This is a genomic window from Frigoribacterium sp. 2-23 (assembly GCF_049601585.1).
GTDB lineage: Bacteria > Actinomycetota > Actinomycetes > Actinomycetales > Microbacteriaceae > Frigoribacterium.
This window is the reverse complement of record NZ_CP187126.1, coordinates 2354495-2372803: the sequence shown is the minus strand read 5'-3', so window position 1 is coordinate 2372803 and position 18309 is coordinate 2354495. Positions and strand designations below refer to the sequence as shown.

Sequence of the window (18309 nt, the reverse complement as noted above, 5' to 3'; positions counted from 1 at the left end):
ACTCCCACCCGATCGCCACACACCCGAACGATCGCCGAGCAACTCGGCCGGTCACTCTGAATGGAAGTAGAACCTGTGCCTGACAACGAGCGCGACGACATCGACCTCGCCACGGCTGCGGAGCAGTCCTCCGAAGAGGACGAGGCGCAAGAGGGCGACACGCTGGCCGCCGACATCGAGTCGGTCGAGTCGGCCGAGCACGACGCCCTGACCATCGTCGACGAGGGCGAAGAGGGCACCGACGACACGAGCGACCTCGACGGTCTGCTCCAGGCTCTCGGCGAGTCCCGCGACCCCGAGGCCGACGCCATCGTCGACGACGCCCTCGACATCGACAGTGCCGACGAGGCCGAGGCCGCCGTCGAAGCCACCGAAGACGAGGCCGACACCGAGGCCGAGACGCTCGCCGCCGAGGGCGACGCCGTCGCCGCGGATGCCGTCATCGCCGAGACCGAGGCCGCCGAGACCGATGGTGTCGACGCCGATGGTGACGACGACGACGAGCCGGCCGAGGTCGACCCGTACGAGGCCTTCCGTTACGACCTGCGCGGCAAGCCCGGCAAGTGGTACGTCATCCACTCCTACGCGGGCTTCGAGCGCCGCGTGAAGCAGAACATCGAGAACCGCATGATCTCGATGACCATGGAGGACTACATCTACCAGGTCGAGGTCCCGATGGAGGACGTCGTCGAGATCAAGAACGGCCAGCGCAAGCTGGTCACGCGCGTGCGCATCCCCGGCTACGTGCTGGTCCGCATGGATCTCAACGAAGACAGCTGGTCCGTCGTCCGTCACACCCCGGGTGTCACCGGCTTCGTGGGCAACGCCCACAACCCGACGCCGCTCCGCTTCGAGGAGGCCTTCAACATGCTGAAGAGCCTCGTCCAGGTCGACACCGCTCCGGCTGCCAGCAAGGGCGGCGCCAAGGGTGGCAAGGCCCCCCAGCGCGTCATCCCCGCCGAGGTCGACTTCGAGATCGGCGAGACGATCACGATCAAAGAGGGGTCGTTCGCCGGTCTTCCCGGTACGATCAACGAGATCAAGCCCGAGAGCGGCAAGCTCACGGTGCTCGTCTCGCTGTTCGAGCGCGAGACGCCGGTCGAGCTCAGCTTCGACCAGGTCACGAAGCTCTAACCCACCCCCCCAGTTTTTAGATCACCGGAGTCCGCACCCGCGGGCCACCGGGAGAGCGGACTGCGACCGCAGCCCACTCGACCACCAGAAGAAGGAAAGAACAATGGCACCGAAAAAGAAGGTCACGGGTCTGATCAAGCTTCAGATCAACGCCGGCGCCGCGAACCCCGCCCCGCCCATCGGCCCGGCCCTGGGTCAGCACGGCGTGAACATCATGGAGTTCTGCAAGGCCTACAACGCCGCGACCGAGTCGCAGCGCGGCAACGTCGTCCCCGTCGAGATCACCGTCTACGAAGACCGTTCGTTCACGTTCATCCTGAAGACCCCGCCGGCCGCCGAGCTCATCAAGAAGGCAGCCGGTGTCGCCAAGGGTTCCGGTACGCCCCACACCACCAAGGTCGGCAAGCTGACCATGGACCAGGTTCGCGAGATCGCCCAGACCAAGCAGGCCGACCTCAACGCCAACGACATCGACGCTGCGGCGAAGATCATCGCCGGTACCGCCCGCTCCATGGGCATCACGGTCGACGCGTAACCCTCGTACCACCCCAACGACATCCAGTGGGAGAGCCGGCCAGGCTCGTAACCACGTCCTCGAAATCAGGAGATTTCACATGGCTCAGAAGTCCAAGGCGTACCGCGCCGCTGCCGAGAAGATCGAAGCAGGCAAGTTCTACAGCACGAGCGAGGCTGTCGCCGTCGCTCGCGAGACCGGTTCGAAGAAGTTCGACTCGACCGTCGAGGTCGCGCTGAAGCTCGGCGTCGACCCCCGCAAGGCGGACCAGATGGTGCGCGGCACCGTCATCCTCCCGCACGGCACGGGCAAGACCGCCCGCGTCATCGTCTTCGCAACGGGTGCCGCGGCCGAGGCCGCCATCGCAGCCGGCGCCGACGAGGTCGGTGGCGACGAGCTCATCGAGAAGGTCGCCGGCGGCTACACCGCGTTCGACTCGGCCGTCTCGACGCCCGAGCTCATGGGCAAGGTCGGTCGTCTCGGTAAGGTGCTCGGCCCCCGCGGCCTCATGCCCAACCCGAAGACCGGCACCGTCACCCCGAACGTCGCTCAGGCCGTGAACGACATCAAGGGCGGAAAGATCGAGTTCCGTGTCGACAAGCACGCGAACGTCCACTTCGTCATCGGCAAGGCCGGCTTCACCGAGGAGCAGCTCAACACGAACCTCGACGCCGCGCTCGACGAGGTCGTCCGCCTCAAGCCGAGCTCGTCGAAGGGCCGCTACATCACGAAGGGCACGCTCTCGACCACGTTCGGTCCTGGCATCCCCCTCGACATCAACGCGTTCTAAGCATCGCGTCACCGAAGGGCCGTCCCGCATCGCGCGGGGCGGCCCTTCGTCGTCCCCGCCCCCCCCTTGCCAACGACGTGTCGCTACCGACCGATGTCGCGCCTCCACATCACCCCGACGTGACACATCGATTGGGAGGGGGCGACGAGGGACACGAGGAGGCGCGGATACGGCAGCATGGGCAGGTGACCGTCACCAGCCGCCCCGCCACCGCCTCCGACGCCTCCGAGCTGAGCGAGGTGGCGGCTCTGACGTTCCCGCTCGCGTGCCCTCCCGGCACGGAGCTCGCCGACATCGCCCGCTTCGTCACCACGGTCCTGTCCGAGGAGCGGTTCGTCGAGTACCTGGCCGACGACGCCCGCGTCGTGACGGTGATCGTCGACGACGCCGGGGCGATCGTCGGCTACAGCATGCTCGTCGGCGGTGATCCGTCGGAGGCCGACGTCGCCACCGTCGTCACGGCACGTCCGACGATCGAGCTCAGCAAGTTCTACCTCGTGTCCGACACGCACGGCACCGGTGCCGCAGCGACACTGATGACGGCGACCCTGGAGGCGGCCGCCGACACGGGCGCGGCCACGGTGTGGCTCGGCGTCAACCGGTACAACGAGCGGGCCAACAGGTTCTACGAGAAGAACGGCTTCGGGGTGGTCGGCGCGAAGCGGTTCGTGGTCGGCGACCAGGTCCACGACGACCACGTGCGGGAGCGCACCCTCCGCTGACACGCACTCCCTGGGCGCGCCGTCCGCCCGCCCGTCACTCGTCCGTGACCCGCAGCACCAGCTTGCCCCGGGTGTGCCGTTGCTCGAGGCGGGCGTGGGCGTCGGCGGCCTCACCGAGGTCGTAGACGTCGTCGATGTAGACCCGGACGTCCCCGGAGTCGAGCAGCCGCGCGATCACCGCCAGGGTCGCCGCATCGGGTGTCACCGCGTAGCCCGTGGCGCGGACACCGCTCGCCACGGCCCTCGCCGACACGGCCGGCCACGACGCGGCCGGTGCGTGCACGACCATGCCGCTGGGCCGCAGCACGCCGAACGATCGCGCGGCCACCTCGACGTCGTCGACGAGGTTGACGACGACGTCGACGTCGCGCACCGTCCGTTCGAAGTCGGCGCTGCAGTAGTCGACGACCTCGGCGGCGCCGAGCTCTCGCAACCAGCCGCTGTTGCGGTGCGATCCCGTCGCGATGACGTGCGCCCCGAAGTACGACGCGAACTGCACGGCCAGGTGACCGACGCCTCCGGCACCCGCGTGGATCAGCATGCGCTGCCCCTCGTGCGCCTTGCCGACGTCGACGGTCATGCCCCAGGCCGTCAAGGCGGCCACGGGCACGCCGGCCGCCTCGACATGCGAGAGCGACGCGGGTTTGCGCGCGACGTTCAGCGCGGGCACCGAGACGAACTCGGCGTAGCTGCCCGCTCCGCGCGGTGACGGGGCCATGCCGTAGACGGCATCGCCCGGGCGGAGCGGGTGCGCCGCATACGGGCTCTCGACCACCACCCCGCTGAAGTCGTGGCCGAGCACGGCCGGGAACGAGGGGATGCCGCCGCTGTCTCCGCGCCCCGCCCGTGCCTCCGAGTCGATGCGGTTCACCCCGGCCGCCATGACGCGGACGAGCACCTCGGCGTCCACCCGTTCGGGGTAGGGCACCGCCGCCTCGACGAACTCGCTCGGCGCTCCCGTGCGCTCGATGACCATCGCTCTCATGGTGTTGGTCGCCATCGGCCTCCCCTGTCTTCCTCTGCCAGTAAAGGGGTGCGATGAGTCCGCCGTGTTTCCGAGGTGTCACTGTCGCGAAAAGAGTTCGAGGCGGCCGTGTTTCGCGGGCCGCGCGGCCGCTCGGGCCGACGGGGTGCCCGCCCGCTACGCTGCCCGAATGAGCAGAGTGTTCGCCATCGTCCGACTGGCCGCGGCCATCGCCATCGTCGTCGCCGTCATCGGCCAGCTGGAAGTCTCGCTCCAGAGCGGCATCTTCAACCCGTTCAACTTCTTCGGCTACTTCACGATCCAGAGCAACCTGCTGCTCGCGGTCGCATTCGTGGTCTCGGCCGTGACGACGATGTCGGGTCGGACGCAGGGGCCGCTGCTCGTGCTCTTCCGAGGTGCGACCGTCACGTATATCGCGACGACGGGCATCGTCTACAACACGTTGCTCGCCAACGCGTCGATGGACAACTCGTTCGACCTGCCCTGGGCCAACGACGTGCTGCACAAGGTGATCCCGATCTACGGCGTGCTCGACTGGGTGCTGTTCGGCGATCGCACCCGCATCCTCTGGAAGCGCCTCGGGCTCTTCCTGGTCTATCCCATCGTGTGGCTGATCGTCATCCTGATCCGCGGGGCCACCGACGGCTTCGTGCCCTATCCCTTCCTCGATCCGGCCATCGGCTACGGCGTCGTCACGCTGTACTGCATCGGCATCGCGACGTTCATCGCGCTCATGAGCGCCCTGGTGATCTGGCTGAGTCGGTACCGGGTCCTGCGACCCTGACCGCGCCTCCTCGGCTCGTCGACGGCCCCGCCGCGCACGACGAAGCCCCGCCCGACCGAACGGTCAGGCGGGGCTTCGGCGTAGCGCGAGAAGGAGGCGCGGGCTACTTCTTCGCGGAGGCGGCGCGACGCTTGTTGAAGACGTCGAACGCGACCGCGGCCAGCAGCACGAGACCCTTGATCAGGGACTGGTACTCGGTGCCGACACCGAGGATGGACAGTCCGTTGTTCAGGATTCCGATGATCAGACCACCGATGATCGCGCCGGTGACCGTGCCGATGCCGCCGGTGACGGCCGCACCACCGATGAACACGGCCGCGATGGCGTCGAGCTCGAAGCCGGTGCCGGCGCTGGACGCCGCCAGGTTCAGCTGGGCGGTGAAGACGACACCCGCGAGGGCGGCGATGACGCCCATGTTGACGAACAGCAGGAAGGTCACGCGCTTCGTCTTCACACCCGACAGCTCGGCGGCGTGCACGTTGCCGCCGATCGCGTAGACGTGACGGCCGAAGACCGAGTTCTTCATGACCGTCGAGTACACGACGACGAGCACGGCCAGGATGACGAGCACGATCGGGGTGCCGCTGTAGCTGGCGAGCAGGAACCCGACGTACATGACGAGCGCGACGGTGAAGACGAGCTTGATGATGAACCACAGGAACGGCTCGTCCTCGAGCTGGTACTTGCGACGCGTGGCACGACCGCGGAGGCCGGTGCCGATCAGTGCGACCGAGGCGACGGCACCGAGGATCAGCGTGAGCGGCTCGTAGCCGGTCGAGCCGAACGCGGGCAGGAAGCCCGAGCCGATGTCGCGGAACCCCTGGGGGAACGACGAGATCTGCGTGCTCTGCAGCGCGATCTGGGCGGCGCCACGGAAGGCGAGCATGCCCGCCAGCGTGACGATGAACGCCGGGATGCCGAAGTACGCGATCCAGAACCCCTGCCAGGCGCCGACGAGGGCGCCGAGCACGAGGCAGAGCACGACGGCGAGGGGCCAGGGGAGGCCCCACTGCGTGATCATGACACCGGCCATCGCACCCGTGAAGGCGACGATCGACCCGACGGAGAGATCGATGTGGCCGGCGATGATCACCATGACCATGCCGATCGCCAGGATGAGGATGTAGCTGTTCTGGACGACCAGGTTCGACACGTTGATCGGCGCCAGCGTGATGCCGTTCGTCGTGATCTGGAAGAACAGCACGATCACGATCAGCGCGATGAACAGGCCGATCTGACGCAGCTGCCCGCCGAGGTACGAGACCGCACTCGTGAGGGGGTTGCCGCCGGAGCCGGACTGCGGCTGACGGGAGGTGGGCGACCCGCCCGTGGGCTTCGGGTCGGTGGCCTGGGTGGGGCTAGGCGCGCTCATTGACGGGGCTCTCTCGTTCGAGGGTCATGTACTTCAGGAGGAATTCGGGGGTCGCCTCGGCGATCGGGACGTCGGCTGTGATCGTCCCCTCCGACAGCGTGTAGATGCGGTCGCAGATGCCGAGCAGCTCGGGCAGCTCGGACGAGATCACGATGACGCCCTTGCCGGCGTCGGCGAGCTGGTTGATGATCGTGTAGATCTCGTACTTCGCGCCGACGTCGATGCCGCGGGTGGGCTCGTCGAGGATGAGCACGTCGGGGTCGGCGTACATCCACTTCGACAGCACGACCTTCTGCTGGTTGCCGCCCGACAGCTTGCCCGTCACGGCCGCCACGGTGGGCGCCTTGATGTTCATGCTGCGGCGGAACCGTTCGGCGACGGTGCTCTCTTCCGACCGGTTGACGAACCCCCAGTTCGCCAGCTTGCCGAGGGCGGAGCCGGACACGTTGCGGGTGATGTCGTCGATCAGGTTGAGGCCGTACTTCTTGCGGTCCTCGGTGGCGTAGGCGATGCCGGCGGCGATGGCCTTGCTGACGGTCGAGGTGTCGACCTTCTGGCCCCGCTTGTAGACCGTCCCCGAGATGCCGGTGCCGTAGCTCTTGCCGAAGACGCTCATCGCGAGCTCGGTGCGGCCGGCGCCCATCAGGCCCGCGATGCCGACGATCTCGCCGGCTTTCACGGCGATGTTGGCCTGGTGGATGATCTCGCGCGAGGCGTCCAGGGGGTGGTGGACGGTCCAGTCCTCGATGCGCAGCAGCTCCTCGCCGATGGTCGACGTGTGGGCCGGGTAGCGGCTCTCGAGGTCGCGACCGACCATGCCCTTGATGATGCGGTCCTCCGTCACCTCGTCGGCGTGCATGTCGAGGGTCTCGATCGTCTTGCCGTCACGGATGATCGTGACCTTGTCGGCGATCGCCTTGATCTCGTTCAGCTTGTGGCTGATGATGATCGACGTGATGCCCTGACCCTGCAGGCTCTTGATCAGGTCGAGCAGGTGCGCGGAGTCGTCGTCGTTGAGGGCGGCGGTGGGCTCGTCGAGGATGAGCAGCTTCACGCGCTTCGAGAGCGCCTTCGCGATCTCGACCAGCTGCTGCTTGCCGACGCCGATGTCGACGACCTTGGTGATCGGGTTGTCCCGGAGCCCGACGCGGGCCAGGAGGCCGGCGGCGTCGAGGTTGGTCTTGTTCCAGTCGATGAAGCCGTTCTTGGCCTGCTCGTTGCCGAGGAAGATGTTCTCGGCGATCGAGAGGAAGGGGCTGAGCGCCAGCTCCTGGTGGATGATGACGACGCCGGCGGCCTCGGAGTCGTTGATGTTCTTGAACTCGACGGGCTGGCCGTCGAGCAGGATCTCTCCGTCGAAGCTGCCGTGCGGGTAGACGCCCGAGAGCACCTTCATCAGCGTCGACTTGCCGGCGCCGTTCTCGCCGCAGATCGCGTGGACCTGGCCGCGTTCGACCTCCAGCGAGACCTCTTGGAGCGCCTTGACGCCGGGGAACGTCTTGGTGATGTTCCGCATCTCGAGGATCGTGTTCGCCACGTGTTCCTTCTTCCGTGTGTCGGATGGGTGGTGCTGGGAGGCGAGGAGGCGCGGGCCGGGTGACCCGCGCCTCCTCGCGTTCTCAGGGGACTACTTGAGGTCGGCCTCGGTGTAGTAACCGCTGTCGATCAGGACCTTCTTGTAGTTGTCCTTGGTGACGACGGTCGGCTGGAAGAGGAACGTCGGCACGACCTTGACCTTGTTGTTGTAGGTCTTGTCGTCGTTCGTCTCGGGGGTCTTGCCGGTGAGCAGGTCATCGGCCATCACGACGGACTGGTCGGCGAGCTGACGCGTGTCCTTGTAGATCGTCGAGTACTGCTGGCCCTCGATGATCGACTTGACCGAGGCGGCCTCGGCGTCCTGGCCGGTGATGATCGGCAGGGCGTCGCTGGAGTAGCCGGCACCCTGGAGGGCCGAGATGATACCGATCGAGATGCCGTCGTAGGGCGACAGGACGCCGTCCAGCTTGGTCCCGTTCGAGTAGGTCGACGCGATCAGGTTCTGCATGCGCGCCTTGGCGGTCGCGGGGTCCCACTGCTGCGTGGCGACCTGCGTGAACTCGGTCTGACCCGAGCCGACCGTGATGGTGCCGTCGTCGATGAAGGGCTTGAGGGTCTCCATCGCGCCGTTGAAGAAGAACGTGGCGTTGTTGTCGTCGGGGCTGCCGGCGAAGAGCTCGATGGTCTTCTTGGCGACTCCGTCGACCTTCTTGCCCGACGAGTCGATCACGCCGAGGCCCGTGAGCAGGCTGGTCGCCTGGTCGACGCCGACCTTCTCGTTGTCGAACGAGACGTAGTAGTCGACGTTCTTGTTGCCGGTGAGCAGGCGGTCGTACGAGATGACCTTGATGCCGGCCTTGGCGGCCGAGTCGAGCTGGTCGCTCAGCGAGCCGCCGTCGATCGACGCGATGATCAGGACCTTGGCGCCCTTGGTGATCATGTTGCTGATCTGCTGGACCTGCGTCGGGATCTTGTTGTCGCCGTACTCGAGGTCGACCTTGTAGCCCTTGTCCTCCAGCGCCTTCTTGACGGCGTCGCCGTCCTTGATCCAGCGCTCGGAGACCTTCGTGGGCATGGCCACGCCGACCAGGGCGCCCTTGTTGTCGCCGCCCGAGTCGCCGCCGCTGCCGGTGGCGCCACGGCCTCCGCCGGAGCAGGCGGCGAGGGAGAATGCCAGGCCGACGGCTGCGATGCCGACGAGCAGTTTGCGTGTCTTCACTGTGGTTCCTTCTGTGTCCGTGTCACCTCGACGACGTCGTCGATGACGGATGTGATTGTTACAGGGATGCTGCGGTGATGCGGCAGATGGTGCGAGTTGGGGGGGGCCGCGACGGTGTGCTGGGTGAGCACGGTTCGGGCGGAGGCGCGAGCCGGGTCGAGAGATCACGGGGGTCTCGAACGGGGTCGGGCGCGGCGGGTGCGACGGCGTGGAGGCCGTCGCGGGGGAGGGGCTCACGGGGCGGGCGGCGGAGGGCCGACCCGTCAGGAGCCCGCCGGCTCTAGAGCGGTGTCGCGGACGGCATCGCGAGGGCGACGCGCCACGGGCGGCAGACGGCCTGTGGGTGCTGATGCAGTGTGTTCACGGTTGACCTCTTCGTCAAGAACAGCTGGAAATGTGAGCGCTCACTTTCGCGCAGGACACATCATGTGCGTGCATCAGAGTAGTTGTCAAGCCGCCCGTCCGGGCGAGGCCCGAAAGGTGTTTCTAGCCGCGCCCGTAGGCGTCGTAGGGAAGGGGCATGTCGGCCGCCCGCCGGGCCACGATCTCGAGCACCTCGTCGGCCAGGGTGACGAGTCGCTGGATCTCGTCGTCGTCCCGCTCGACCCAGCGACAGAGGGGCTCGGCGGCGACCGGGACGAAGTCGACGTGACGCTCCCAGACAACGAGTGTGCGCTCGGCGCCGAGCACGTATTGCTGCCAGAACACCTGCCGCAGGTAGGAGCGGGGGATGCTCGCCCACTCCTTCTTCGTGGTCTTGATCTCGCAGAGCTCGACACGCCCGTCGTCGCGCAGGACGACGCCGTCGGGGGTGGCGAGGTGGAGTCGCTGATCGGGCGCGTGGAACAGCTTCGAGCTCGGCTCGATGCCGTGCTCGCGGAGCACCCAGCGGGCGATCTCGGGCTCGCGGGCTCGACCGTGATCGGTGTAGGCATTGCCGCCGAAACCGTTGCCGTACAACTTGTCGAGCACGACGGCCTGGATCGCCTTGCGACTCGAGAGCCGCGCGACGTCGGTCGCGGTGATGCCCTGACTGCGGGCTCGCAGCCAGCCGATGCGATCGGACGAGTCGGCGAGGATGCGGCGGACGTGAGCGGGCACGACCTGGACGGTCTGCACCGGTCGTGGCGCGAACTCGGGCTCGTCGTCGTCCCACAGCGAGAGCATGGGCTGGACGACGGTCATGTCGTCCATTGTCCCTCGTCCGGCCCCGTGGTCGCGCCCCCACGCGGGACCCCCTGATCCGGCGCTACACCCCTGATCCGGCGCTACACCCCCGGTGCAGGGGGTGTAGCGCCGTAAAAGGGGTGTAGCGCCGCAAAAGGGGGTGGAGCGGCGTCGCCTCAGACCGTGGCGGCCAGCTCGTCGAGTGCCGACGGCGACAGGGCGTGGTGGATCGCGAGCATGGAGGCGCCGACGAGGGCGGCCCGGTCGGCGGCCCGCGACGGCACGACGGTGAGGTGCTCGGTGGCGAGCGGCATGGAACGGGTGTAGACGACCTCGCGGACGCCGGCGATGAGGTGCTCGCCCGCCTGCGCCATCGAGCCGCCGATGGCGATCACGGACGGGTTGATCAGGTTGACGCAGGCCGCCAGTACCTCGCCGATGTCCCGGCCCGCCTGGCGAACGGCCTGGATGGCCGCGATGTCGCCGCGCCGCACGAGGTCGATGACATCGTGGCCGTTCTGCACGTCGACGCCGGCGCGCCGGAGGGAGGCGGCGATCGCCGGCCCGGAGGCCACGGCCTCGAGGCACCCCGTGTTGCCGCAGTGGCAGGCGATGCCGGCGCCGCGGGGGATCTGCACGTGTCCGATGTCACCGGCGATGCCCTGCGCACCGCGCTGCAGTCGTCCGCCCGAGATGATGCCCGAGCCGATGCCGGTCGCGACCTTCACGAACAGGAAGTGGTCCACACCCGGCCACGCGTGACTGCGCTCGCCGAGGGCCATGATGTTGACGTCGTTGTCGACCAGGACGGGAACGTCGAGGTGACGACGCACCCAGCCGGGCACGTCGAAGCCGTCCCAGCCGGGCATGATCGGCGGGTTGACGGGGCGGCCCGTGCTGAACTGGACGGGGCCCGGCAGGCCGATGCCGATGCCGATCAGGTCGGAGCGGGTGCGACCGAGGTCGGCGAGCATGGTGTCGGCCTGTTCGACCAGGTGGCCGAGCACCCGGTCGGGGCCATCGGCGATGTCGATCGACTCACGGCGACTGATCAGCTCGTCGCCCATCAGGTCGGTGAGGGCGAAGTGCGCGTGGCCGGCGCCGAGGTCGGCCGCGAGGACGACTCGTGCGGACGGGATCAGCGCGATGCGGGACGGCGGACGCCCGCCGGTGGAGGCGGCATCGGCGACCGGGCCGATCAGGCCCAGATCGCCGAGGGACTCGAGGCGCAAACCGATCGTCGAGCGGGCGAGACCCGTCATGGTGGCGAGCTCGGCCCGAGTGCGCGGCAGGCCGTCTCGCAGCAGCTGGAACAGCTCGCCTGCCCCGGTGCTGCCGAGCACTGACGACCTCGTCGTGTCGGACATGGAGAGCAGTAAAGCACAGCCTCGACCGATGATCGAGACAACTTTGTCGATTGCCGACGACTTTTGCTTGCGCGTCGACAGAAGCAGCCATATGGTGAGTCTCGATCGACGGCGATCGTCCCCTCACCGGGCCTCCCGACCGCATCGATCGAGACAGAGGCAGTACCCGGTCACCGGCGCACGACGCGGTGACACACGACAAAGACGTTGAGGAGACAATCCAGGTGACGACACCGATCTCGGTCCAGCTCTACACGGTTCGCGACGCGCTCGCGGCCGATCTGCCCGGCACCCTCGCCCGCCTCGCCGACATCGGCTACACGCAGGTCGAGCCCTACTCGTTCGTCGAGCGGGTCGACGAGTACGCCGAGGCGCTGCCGGCCAACGGGCTGACGGCCCCGAGCGCCCACGTGCACCTGGTCGGCCAGGACCTCGAGCCGATCTTCGCCGCGGCCACGCGACTCGGCATCTCCACGATCATCGACCCGCACATCGACGAGACCCGCTGGGTGACCCGCGAGGACGTCGAATCCGTCGCCCGCGACCTCGGCGAGATCGCCGAGAAGGCGGCCGCCCACGGTCTGACCATCGGCTACCACAACCACGCGTTCGAGCTGGAGAACCTGATCGACGGCGTCCCCGCCCTCGAGGTCCTCGCCGCCGCGCTGCCCGACACCGTCGTGCTCGAGATCGACACGTACTGGGTCGAGGTCGGCGGGGTGAACGCGGCCGAGCTCCTCGCCCGTCTGGGCGACAAGGTGCAGTTCCTGCACATCAAGGACGGCCCGAAGACGAAGGACGACACCGAGCAGGTCGCCGTCGGCCGGGGCACGATGCCCGTCCGCGACATCCTCGCCGCGGCGCGTCAGGCGCTGCCCGTCGTCGAGCTGGACGACCACAAGGGTGACGTCTTCACCGCCGTCGCCCAGAGCCTCGAGTTCCTGGAAGGCGTCCGCGCATGACCGACACCGCCACCACCTCCTCGACCACGGTCGACACGAAGACCGGCCCCGTCGGGGTCGGCGTCATCGGCGCCGGCGTCATCAGCGACCAGTACCTCGGCAACCTCACGCAGTTCCCCGACCTGAACGTGCTGTTCATCGCGGACATCGACGAGGCCCGCGCCGCCGCGCAGGCCGAGAAGTGGAACGTCCCCGGCAGCGGATCGGTCGACGACCTGCTGGCCCACGACGACATCGAGATCGTCGTCAACCTGACGATCCCCGCCGCGCACGTCGAGGTCGCGCTCAAGGCCGTCGCGGCCGGCAAGCACGTCTGGGGCGAGAAGCCCTACGCGCTCGACCGCGAGAGCGGCAAGCGCCTGCTCGAGGCAGCGAAGGAGGCGGGGGTCCGGGTGGCCGTCGCTCCCGATACCTTCCTCGGCGCCGGCATCCAGACCGGGCTCCGGGTCGTCGACCGCGGTGACATCGGCACCCCGCTCACCGGGCTCACGCTCTTCCAGGTGCCCGGCCCCGAGTCGTGGCACCCGAGCCCCGAGTTCCTGTTCGCGTACGGGGCCGGCCCCATGTTCGACGTGGGCCCGTACTACCTGACGACGCTCGTCCAGGTGTTCGGCCCGGTCGCCAAGGTGACCGCCACGTCGTCGAAGGCCCGCGAGACCCGCGTGATCGGCTCCGGCCCGAAGGCGGGCACCGAGTTCCCCGTCGAGGTGCCGACGCACATCAGCGCACTGATCCAGTTCGAGAGCGGGGCGAGCGCGCAGAGCGTCTTCAGCTTCGACTCGAAGCTGCCGCGCGCGGGCTTCGTCGAGATCGCGGGTACCGACGGCACCGCCGTGTTCCCCGACCCGAACGAGTTCGAGGGCGACACGAAGGTCTTCACGGGCGGCGACGAGCCGACGATCGTGCCGGCCGAGGGCTCCACCTTCACCCGCGGCACCGGTGTCGCCGAGCTCGCCCAGGCGATCCGCGAGGGGCGCCGTGAGCGCGTCCCCGGCGAACTCGCCTTCCACGTGCTCGACGTCATGGTCTCGCTCGCCGAGTCGGCCGAGAAGGGCGAGAGCGTCGTCGTCGAGTCGACGCTCGAGCCGACGCCCGAGCTGCCCGCCGACTGGGACCCGTCGGTCGCCACGCTGACCTAGCCAGCGGTCGCCGTGCCGCGAGGCACACCCTCTGCGCGCGGTGCCGGTCCCGACGATCGTGACCGGCACCGCGCCTCCCGAACCCATCCACCGCACCACACCGCATCACCCGCACCACACAGCACCACCGCGTCGCTCCACTCAAAGACGAGACACCAGGAGAAGAAATGCAGACGAAGTTCCGTTGGCTGGCTGCCGCAGCCGTCACCGCCCTCGCGATGGGCGGCATGACCGCCTGTTCCTCATCGGGATCGGACGGCGGCGACGCCAAGACGATCACGTACTGGGCCAGCAACCAGGCCCCGACCGTGCAGAAGGACGAAGAGATCCTGAAGCAGTCGATCGACCGGTACACCAAGGAGACCGGCATCAAGGTCGACCTCGAGGTCATCCCGTGGTCCGACCTCTACAACCGCATCCTGACGGCCGTCTCGAGCGGTGAGGGCCCCGACGTGCTGAACATCGGCAACACGTGGGCCGTGTCGCTGCAGTCGAGCGGCGCGTTCGTGCCGTGGGAGGGCGACGCCCTCAAGGAGATCGGCGGCCAGGACCGCTTCGTGCAGTCCAGCTGGGCGACCGGTGGCGCCGAGGGCCAGGCCCCGACGTCGGTGCCGCTCTACGGCCTGTCGTACTCGCTGTACTACAACACGAAGATGTTCGAGGCAGCCGGGATCACCGAGCCGCCCGCGACCTGGGACGAGTTCGTCGCGGACGCCAAGAAGCTGACCATCGACACCAACGGCGACGGCACCATCGACCAGTGGGGCGTCACGATGGCGGGCTCCAGCGTGTCGAACAACGCCCACCAGGCGTTCGTCCGCGGTCTGCAGAACGGCGGCTCGCTCTACACGAAGGACGGCAAGCCGCAGTTCGACAACGACGGCGTCGTCAAGGGCGTCAAGGAGTGGGTCGACCTGATCGCGGCCGACAAGGTCGTCTCGCCGTCCGACGCCGAGAGTGTCAACGGCTCCGACATGGCCGCGACGTTCGCCCAGGGCAAGGCCGCGATGTTCTTCGACCAGGCACCCGGTGCGAACCTCGCCGCGCGTGACTTCAAGGACTACGCCGCCGCACCGGTCCCGCTCGAGAAGGCCGGCGCGACCGGTCTCGAGGGCACGATGAGCCACGTCGCCGGCATCAACATCAGCGTCTTCAAGAACTCGAAGAACGTGAGCGCGTCCGAGGACTTCGTGAAGTTCCTCACCAGCGACGACGAGCAGAAGTACCTGAACACGTCGTTCAGCTCCCTGCCCGTCGTGACCAGCGCCTACGACGACACGGCCTTCCAGACGCCGGAGATCCAGCTCAAGAAGGAGATCCTGAGCGACCACGCCCAGCCGATGCCGCTGTTCTCCTCCGAGGGTCAGATGGAGACGCTCGTCGGCACCGCGATCAAGAACCTGCTCGCCCAGGCGGCGCAGGGCAAGGCGGTCAGCGAATCGGACGTCAAGTCCGCCCTCTCCGACGCCAACAGCCAGATGAGCACCGGGCAGTAGCACCGGATCAGTCGAGCACCGGGCACCGCCCGGACGAGGAGGCGCGGGTCGGGTCGTCAGCAGACCTGACGACCCAGCCCGCGCCTCCTCCGCTCACTCGAGAGGACCCTCATGACCGTCAACGTTCTGCCGCCCGCGACCACCGACGAGGCCACGCCCGTCGACCCGCACCAGGTCGCCCCGCTCGCACCGGCTCGTCGCAAGAAGAAGCACTCGCCGCTGGCCTACCTGCTCATCGCACCCGCCGCTCTCGCCGAGCTGCTGGTGCACATCGTCCCGATGGTGCTCGGCGTCTGGATCGCGTTCATCACGCTGAACCAGCTCAGCATCGCGAACTGGGTCAGCGCCCCGTTCGTCGGGTTCCAGAACTTCGCCACCGGTCTCAACCCGTCGTCGGCCATCGGCAGCCAGCTCTACGCCTCGCTCGGCCGCACCGTCGCGTTCACCGTGATCGTGCTCGCCATCGCATGGTGCATGGGCATGCTCGGCGCCGTGCTGCTGACCTCGTCGTTCAAGGGTCGCGGCATCCTCCGCACGCTCTTCCTCGTGCCCTACGCCCTGCCGTCCTACGTCGGCACCATCGCGTGGGCGTTCATGTTCAACCAGCGCGACGGCGCCATCAACCGCTTTCTCGTCGACGACCTGGGCATCCTGCAGGACCGCCCGTTCTGGCTGCTCGGGGGTAACTCGTTCTGGGCCATCGTGATCGTCACGGCCTGGCAGATGTGGCCGTTCGCGTTCCTGATGCTGCTGGCCGCGCTGCAGAACATCCCGGGCGACGTCTACGAGGCCGCCAGCCTCGACGGCGCCAGTCTCTGGAAGCAGTTCACGCGCATCACGCTGCCGATGATCAAGCCCGCCAACGCGGTCCTGCTGCTGATCATGGGGCTCTGGATCTTCAACCAGTTCAACGTGCCGTACGTGCTGTTCGGCCCGGCCTCGCCCGAGCAGGCGACCCTCATCTCCCCGCTCATCTACCAGCAGTCCTTCAACAACTGGAACTTCGGTCTCGGCGGCGCCATGAGCGTGCTGCTGCTGATCGTGCTGCTCATCGCATCGGCGTTCTACATCCGCATGGTGCTGCCCAAGAAGTCCGCTGCGGACGAGGACTAGGAGACCCCCATGATCGAGACACGAGGCTTCAAGGTCTTCCGCTTCTTCGGGCTCGCGTTCCTGTCGCTGGTGGTGGTGATCCCGCTCTACGTCGTCGTGACGACGTCGATCAAGCCGCTCGCCGACGTGCAGGGGCTGTTCACCTGGATTCCCAGTCGCATCACGTTCGAGCCGTACGTGCAGATCTGGCAGACGGTGCCGCTCGCGCAGTACTTCAAGAACAGCCTGATCGTGACCTGCTCGGCGACGGTGCTGTCGGTCGCCATGGCCGTGCTCGCCGCGTACTCGCTGGCCCGCCTGCGGTTCCGTGGGCAGCGCCCGTTCAGCCTGGTCGTGCTGTCGACGCAGATGTTCCCCGGCATCCTCTTCCTCCTGCCGCTCTTCCTGATCTTCGTGCAGATCCAGAAGGTGCTCGGCATCCAGCTGACCGGCTCGTACCTCGGCCTGATCATCACGTACATGACGTTCTCGCTGCCGTTCTCCATCTGGATGCTGACGGGGTACTTCGCGTCGATCCCGAAAGAGCTCGAAGAGGCGTCGATGATCGACGGCACGGGTCGCCTCGGCGCCCTGTTCCGCGTGATCATCCCCGTCGCGAAGCCCGGCATCATCGCCGTCGCGGTGTACGCGTTCATCACGGCCTGGGGCGAGGTGCTGTTCGCCAGCGTGCTCACCAGCAAGGACACCCGCACGCTCGCGATCGGCCTCCGCTCGTACGCGTCCCAGCAGGACGTCTACTGGAACCAGCTGATGGCCGCGGCCGTGGTCGTCTCGCTGCCGGTGCTGATCGGCTTCATGCTCGTGCAGAAGCACCTGATCACCGGTCTGAGTTCGGGCGCCGTCAAGTGACCGACGTGGGCGAGGTGCAGGGGGCGGCCCCGCCCGCCCCGACGACCGCGGGAGGCACGGGTCGGGTCGACTCCGCCCGCGTCGGCCCGCTGCGGGTCGGCATCGTGGGCGGCGGCTTCATGGGCCGCGTGCACACGAACGCCGCTCGCGCGGCGGGGGCCCAGGTCGTCGCCGTCGCCTCGTCGAGCGCCGACAGCGCGGCCCGGGCCGCGGAGGCCCTCGGCATCGGCACCGCCCACGCGAGTGTGGCCGAGCTCATCGCCGACCCGGGCATCGACGTCGTCCACGTCTGCACGCCGAACGTGACGCATGCCGCCCTCGCGGGCGCCGCCCTCGCGGCGGGCAAGCACGTCGTCTGCGAGAAGCCGCTCGCGACGTCCTCGGCCGAGGCGCTCGCGCTGGTCGAGGCCGCCAGTCGGGCGGGGCTCGTGGCCGCGGTGCCCTTCGTCTACCGATTCCACCCGATGGTGCGCGAGGCTCGGGCCCGGATCGCCGAGGGCTCGATCGGTCGCGTGCTCAGCGTGCGCGGCAGCTACCTGCAGGACTGGCTGCTCGACGCGGGCGACATCGACTGGCGGGTGGACAGTTCGGCCGGCGGCCCCTCGCGGGCCTTCGCCGACATCGGCAGCCACCTCGTCGATCTGCTCGAGTTCGTGCTCGGCGACACCCTCGCGCGGGTGTCGAGCGTCACGAGCACGGTGCACGAATCGCGCGGCGGCTCGGTCGTCGACACGGAGGACGAGGCGGCCGTCGTCTTCGAGACGCGGGGCGGTGCCATCGGCACGCTGTTCGTGTCGCAGGTCGCGCCCGGTCGCAAGAACCGTCTCGTGCTCGACGTCGCCGGCACGGCCGAGAGCGTCGAGTTCTCCCAGGAGGAGCCCGAGACGATCTGGATCGGACGCCGCCACGGCAGCGAGGTCGTGGCGCGCGACACCGAGGCGCTGCGCCCCGACGCCGCCCGGCTGTCGATCGTGCCGGCGGGCCACCCGCTCGGCTACGTCGACGCGTTCACGGCCTTCGTCCGCGACGTCTACGCCGCGATCGACGGCTCGGCCCCCGAGGGGCTGCCGACCTTCGCCGACGGTCTTCGCGCCGTGCGGGTCACCGAAGCCGTCCTCGCCTCGGCGCACGACCGGGCCTGGCACTCCGTCGCCTAGCGC

17 protein-coding genes are annotated in these 18309 nt (G+C 68.2%); 11 read left to right on the top strand and 6 right to left on the bottom strand.

Annotated elements, in window-relative coordinates:
• Nucleotides 1-75: 75 nt before the first annotated feature.
• The 4 genes from nusG to ACPEEZ_RS11105 all read left to right on the top strand — a co-directional run bounded on the left by nusG (nucleotide 76) and on the right by ACPEEZ_RS11105 (nucleotide 3160).
• Nucleotides 76-1134 (top strand): transcription termination/antitermination protein NusG, encoded by a 1059-nt coding sequence (gene nusG, locus ACPEEZ_RS11120; protein ID WP_423918788.1) that lies wholly within the window; start codon nucleotides 76-78, stop codon nucleotides 1132-1134.
• A 103-nt stretch (nucleotides 1135-1237) separates the two neighbouring features.
• On the top strand, nucleotides 1238-1669 hold the full coding sequence (gene rplK, locus ACPEEZ_RS11115; protein ID WP_423918785.1) for a 50S ribosomal protein L11: 432 nt from the start codon (nucleotides 1238-1240) through the stop codon (nucleotides 1667-1669).
• A 79-nt stretch (nucleotides 1670-1748) separates the two neighbouring features.
• The gene (gene rplA / locus ACPEEZ_RS11110; RefSeq protein ID WP_423918783.1) at nucleotides 1749-2438 is read left to right on the top strand and encodes a 50S ribosomal protein L1; all 690 of its coding nucleotides are present in this window, start codon (nucleotides 1749-1751) and stop codon (nucleotides 2436-2438) included.
• Nucleotides 2439-2623: 185 nt separating this feature from the next.
• Complete coding sequence (locus ACPEEZ_RS11105; RefSeq protein ID WP_423918780.1) at nucleotides 2624-3160, top strand: N-acetyltransferase family protein; 537 nt, start codon at nucleotides 2624-2626, stop codon at nucleotides 3158-3160.
• Between the two features lie 34 nt (nucleotides 3161-3194).
• On the opposite strand, the gene ACPEEZ_RS11100 is transcribed toward ACPEEZ_RS11105, so the two are convergent.
• Nucleotides 3195-4160, bottom strand: coding sequence for an NADP-dependent oxidoreductase (locus ACPEEZ_RS11100; protein WP_423918778.1), 966 nt, complete (start codon nucleotides 4158-4160; stop codon nucleotides 3195-3197).
• Between the two features lie 154 nt (nucleotides 4161-4314).
• Between ACPEEZ_RS11100 and ACPEEZ_RS11095 the strand changes: the two genes are divergently transcribed.
• On the top strand, nucleotides 4315-4929 hold the full coding sequence (locus ACPEEZ_RS11095) for a Pr6Pr family membrane protein (protein WP_423918775.1): 615 nt from the start codon (nucleotides 4315-4317) through the stop codon (nucleotides 4927-4929).
• A 103-nt stretch (nucleotides 4930-5032) separates the two neighbouring features.
• Here the strand turns inward: ACPEEZ_RS11095 and mmsB are convergent, their stop codons facing one another.
• The 5 genes from mmsB to ACPEEZ_RS11070 form a co-directional block, all read right to left on the bottom strand.
• Nucleotides 5033-6301, bottom strand: coding sequence for a multiple monosaccharide ABC transporter permease (gene mmsB, locus ACPEEZ_RS11090; RefSeq protein WP_423918773.1), 1269 nt, complete (start codon nucleotides 6299-6301; stop codon nucleotides 5033-5035).
• A complete protein-coding gene (mmsA, locus tag ACPEEZ_RS11085; RefSeq protein ID WP_423924255.1) occupies nucleotides 6288-7817 on the bottom strand; it encodes a multiple monosaccharide ABC transporter ATP-binding protein in 1530 nt (509 codons plus the stop codon). Before mmsA ends, mmsB begins: the two co-directional genes overlap by 14 nt.
• Before the next feature lie 111 nt (nucleotides 7818-7928).
• The gene (chvE, locus tag ACPEEZ_RS11080) at nucleotides 7929-9056 is read right to left on the bottom strand and encodes a multiple monosaccharide ABC transporter substrate-binding protein (RefSeq protein ID WP_423918771.1); all 1128 of its coding nucleotides are present in this window, start codon (nucleotides 9054-9056) and stop codon (nucleotides 7929-7931) included.
• A gap of 486 nt (nucleotides 9057-9542) precedes the next feature.
• Nucleotides 9543-10241 (bottom strand): YqaJ viral recombinase family protein, encoded by a 699-nt coding sequence (locus ACPEEZ_RS11075; RefSeq protein WP_423918769.1) that lies wholly within the window; start codon nucleotides 10239-10241, stop codon nucleotides 9543-9545.
• 158 nt (nucleotides 10242-10399) lie between these two features.
• Nucleotides 10400-11590, bottom strand: a complete 1191-nt coding sequence (locus ACPEEZ_RS11070) for an ROK family protein (RefSeq protein ID WP_423918767.1) — start codon at nucleotides 11588-11590, stop codon at nucleotides 10400-10402.
• A gap of 224 nt (nucleotides 11591-11814) precedes the next feature.
• On the opposite strand from ACPEEZ_RS11070, the gene ACPEEZ_RS11065 reads away from it, so the two are divergent.
• From ACPEEZ_RS11065 to ACPEEZ_RS11040, 6 genes are all read left to right on the top strand, one after another.
• A complete protein-coding gene (locus tag ACPEEZ_RS11065) occupies nucleotides 11815-12552 on the top strand; it encodes a sugar phosphate isomerase/epimerase family protein (RefSeq protein WP_423918766.1) in 738 nt (245 codons plus the stop codon).
• A complete protein-coding gene (locus ACPEEZ_RS11060) occupies nucleotides 12549-13691 on the top strand; it encodes a Gfo/Idh/MocA family protein (RefSeq protein ID WP_423918763.1) in 1143 nt (380 codons plus the stop codon). The genes ACPEEZ_RS11065 and ACPEEZ_RS11060 overlap by 4 nt, the downstream gene beginning before the upstream one ends.
• Nucleotides 13692-13858: 167 nt before the next feature.
• Nucleotides 13859-15187 (top strand): ABC transporter substrate-binding protein, encoded by a 1329-nt coding sequence (locus tag ACPEEZ_RS11055; protein ID WP_423918761.1) that lies wholly within the window; start codon nucleotides 13859-13861, stop codon nucleotides 15185-15187.
• 111 nt (nucleotides 15188-15298) lie between these two features.
• Nucleotides 15299-16300, top strand: coding sequence for a carbohydrate ABC transporter permease (locus ACPEEZ_RS11050; RefSeq protein ID WP_423918758.1), 1002 nt, complete (start codon nucleotides 15299-15301; stop codon nucleotides 16298-16300).
• 9 nt (nucleotides 16301-16309) lie between these two features.
• Nucleotides 16310-17149, top strand: a complete 840-nt coding sequence (locus ACPEEZ_RS11045) for a carbohydrate ABC transporter permease (RefSeq protein ID WP_423918755.1) — start codon at nucleotides 16310-16312, stop codon at nucleotides 17147-17149.
• Complete coding sequence (locus ACPEEZ_RS11040) at nucleotides 17146-18306, top strand: Gfo/Idh/MocA family protein (RefSeq protein WP_423918752.1); 1161 nt, start codon at nucleotides 17146-17148, stop codon at nucleotides 18304-18306. Before ACPEEZ_RS11045 ends, ACPEEZ_RS11040 begins: the two co-directional genes overlap by 4 nt.
• Nucleotides 18307-18309: the final 3 nt, after the last annotated feature.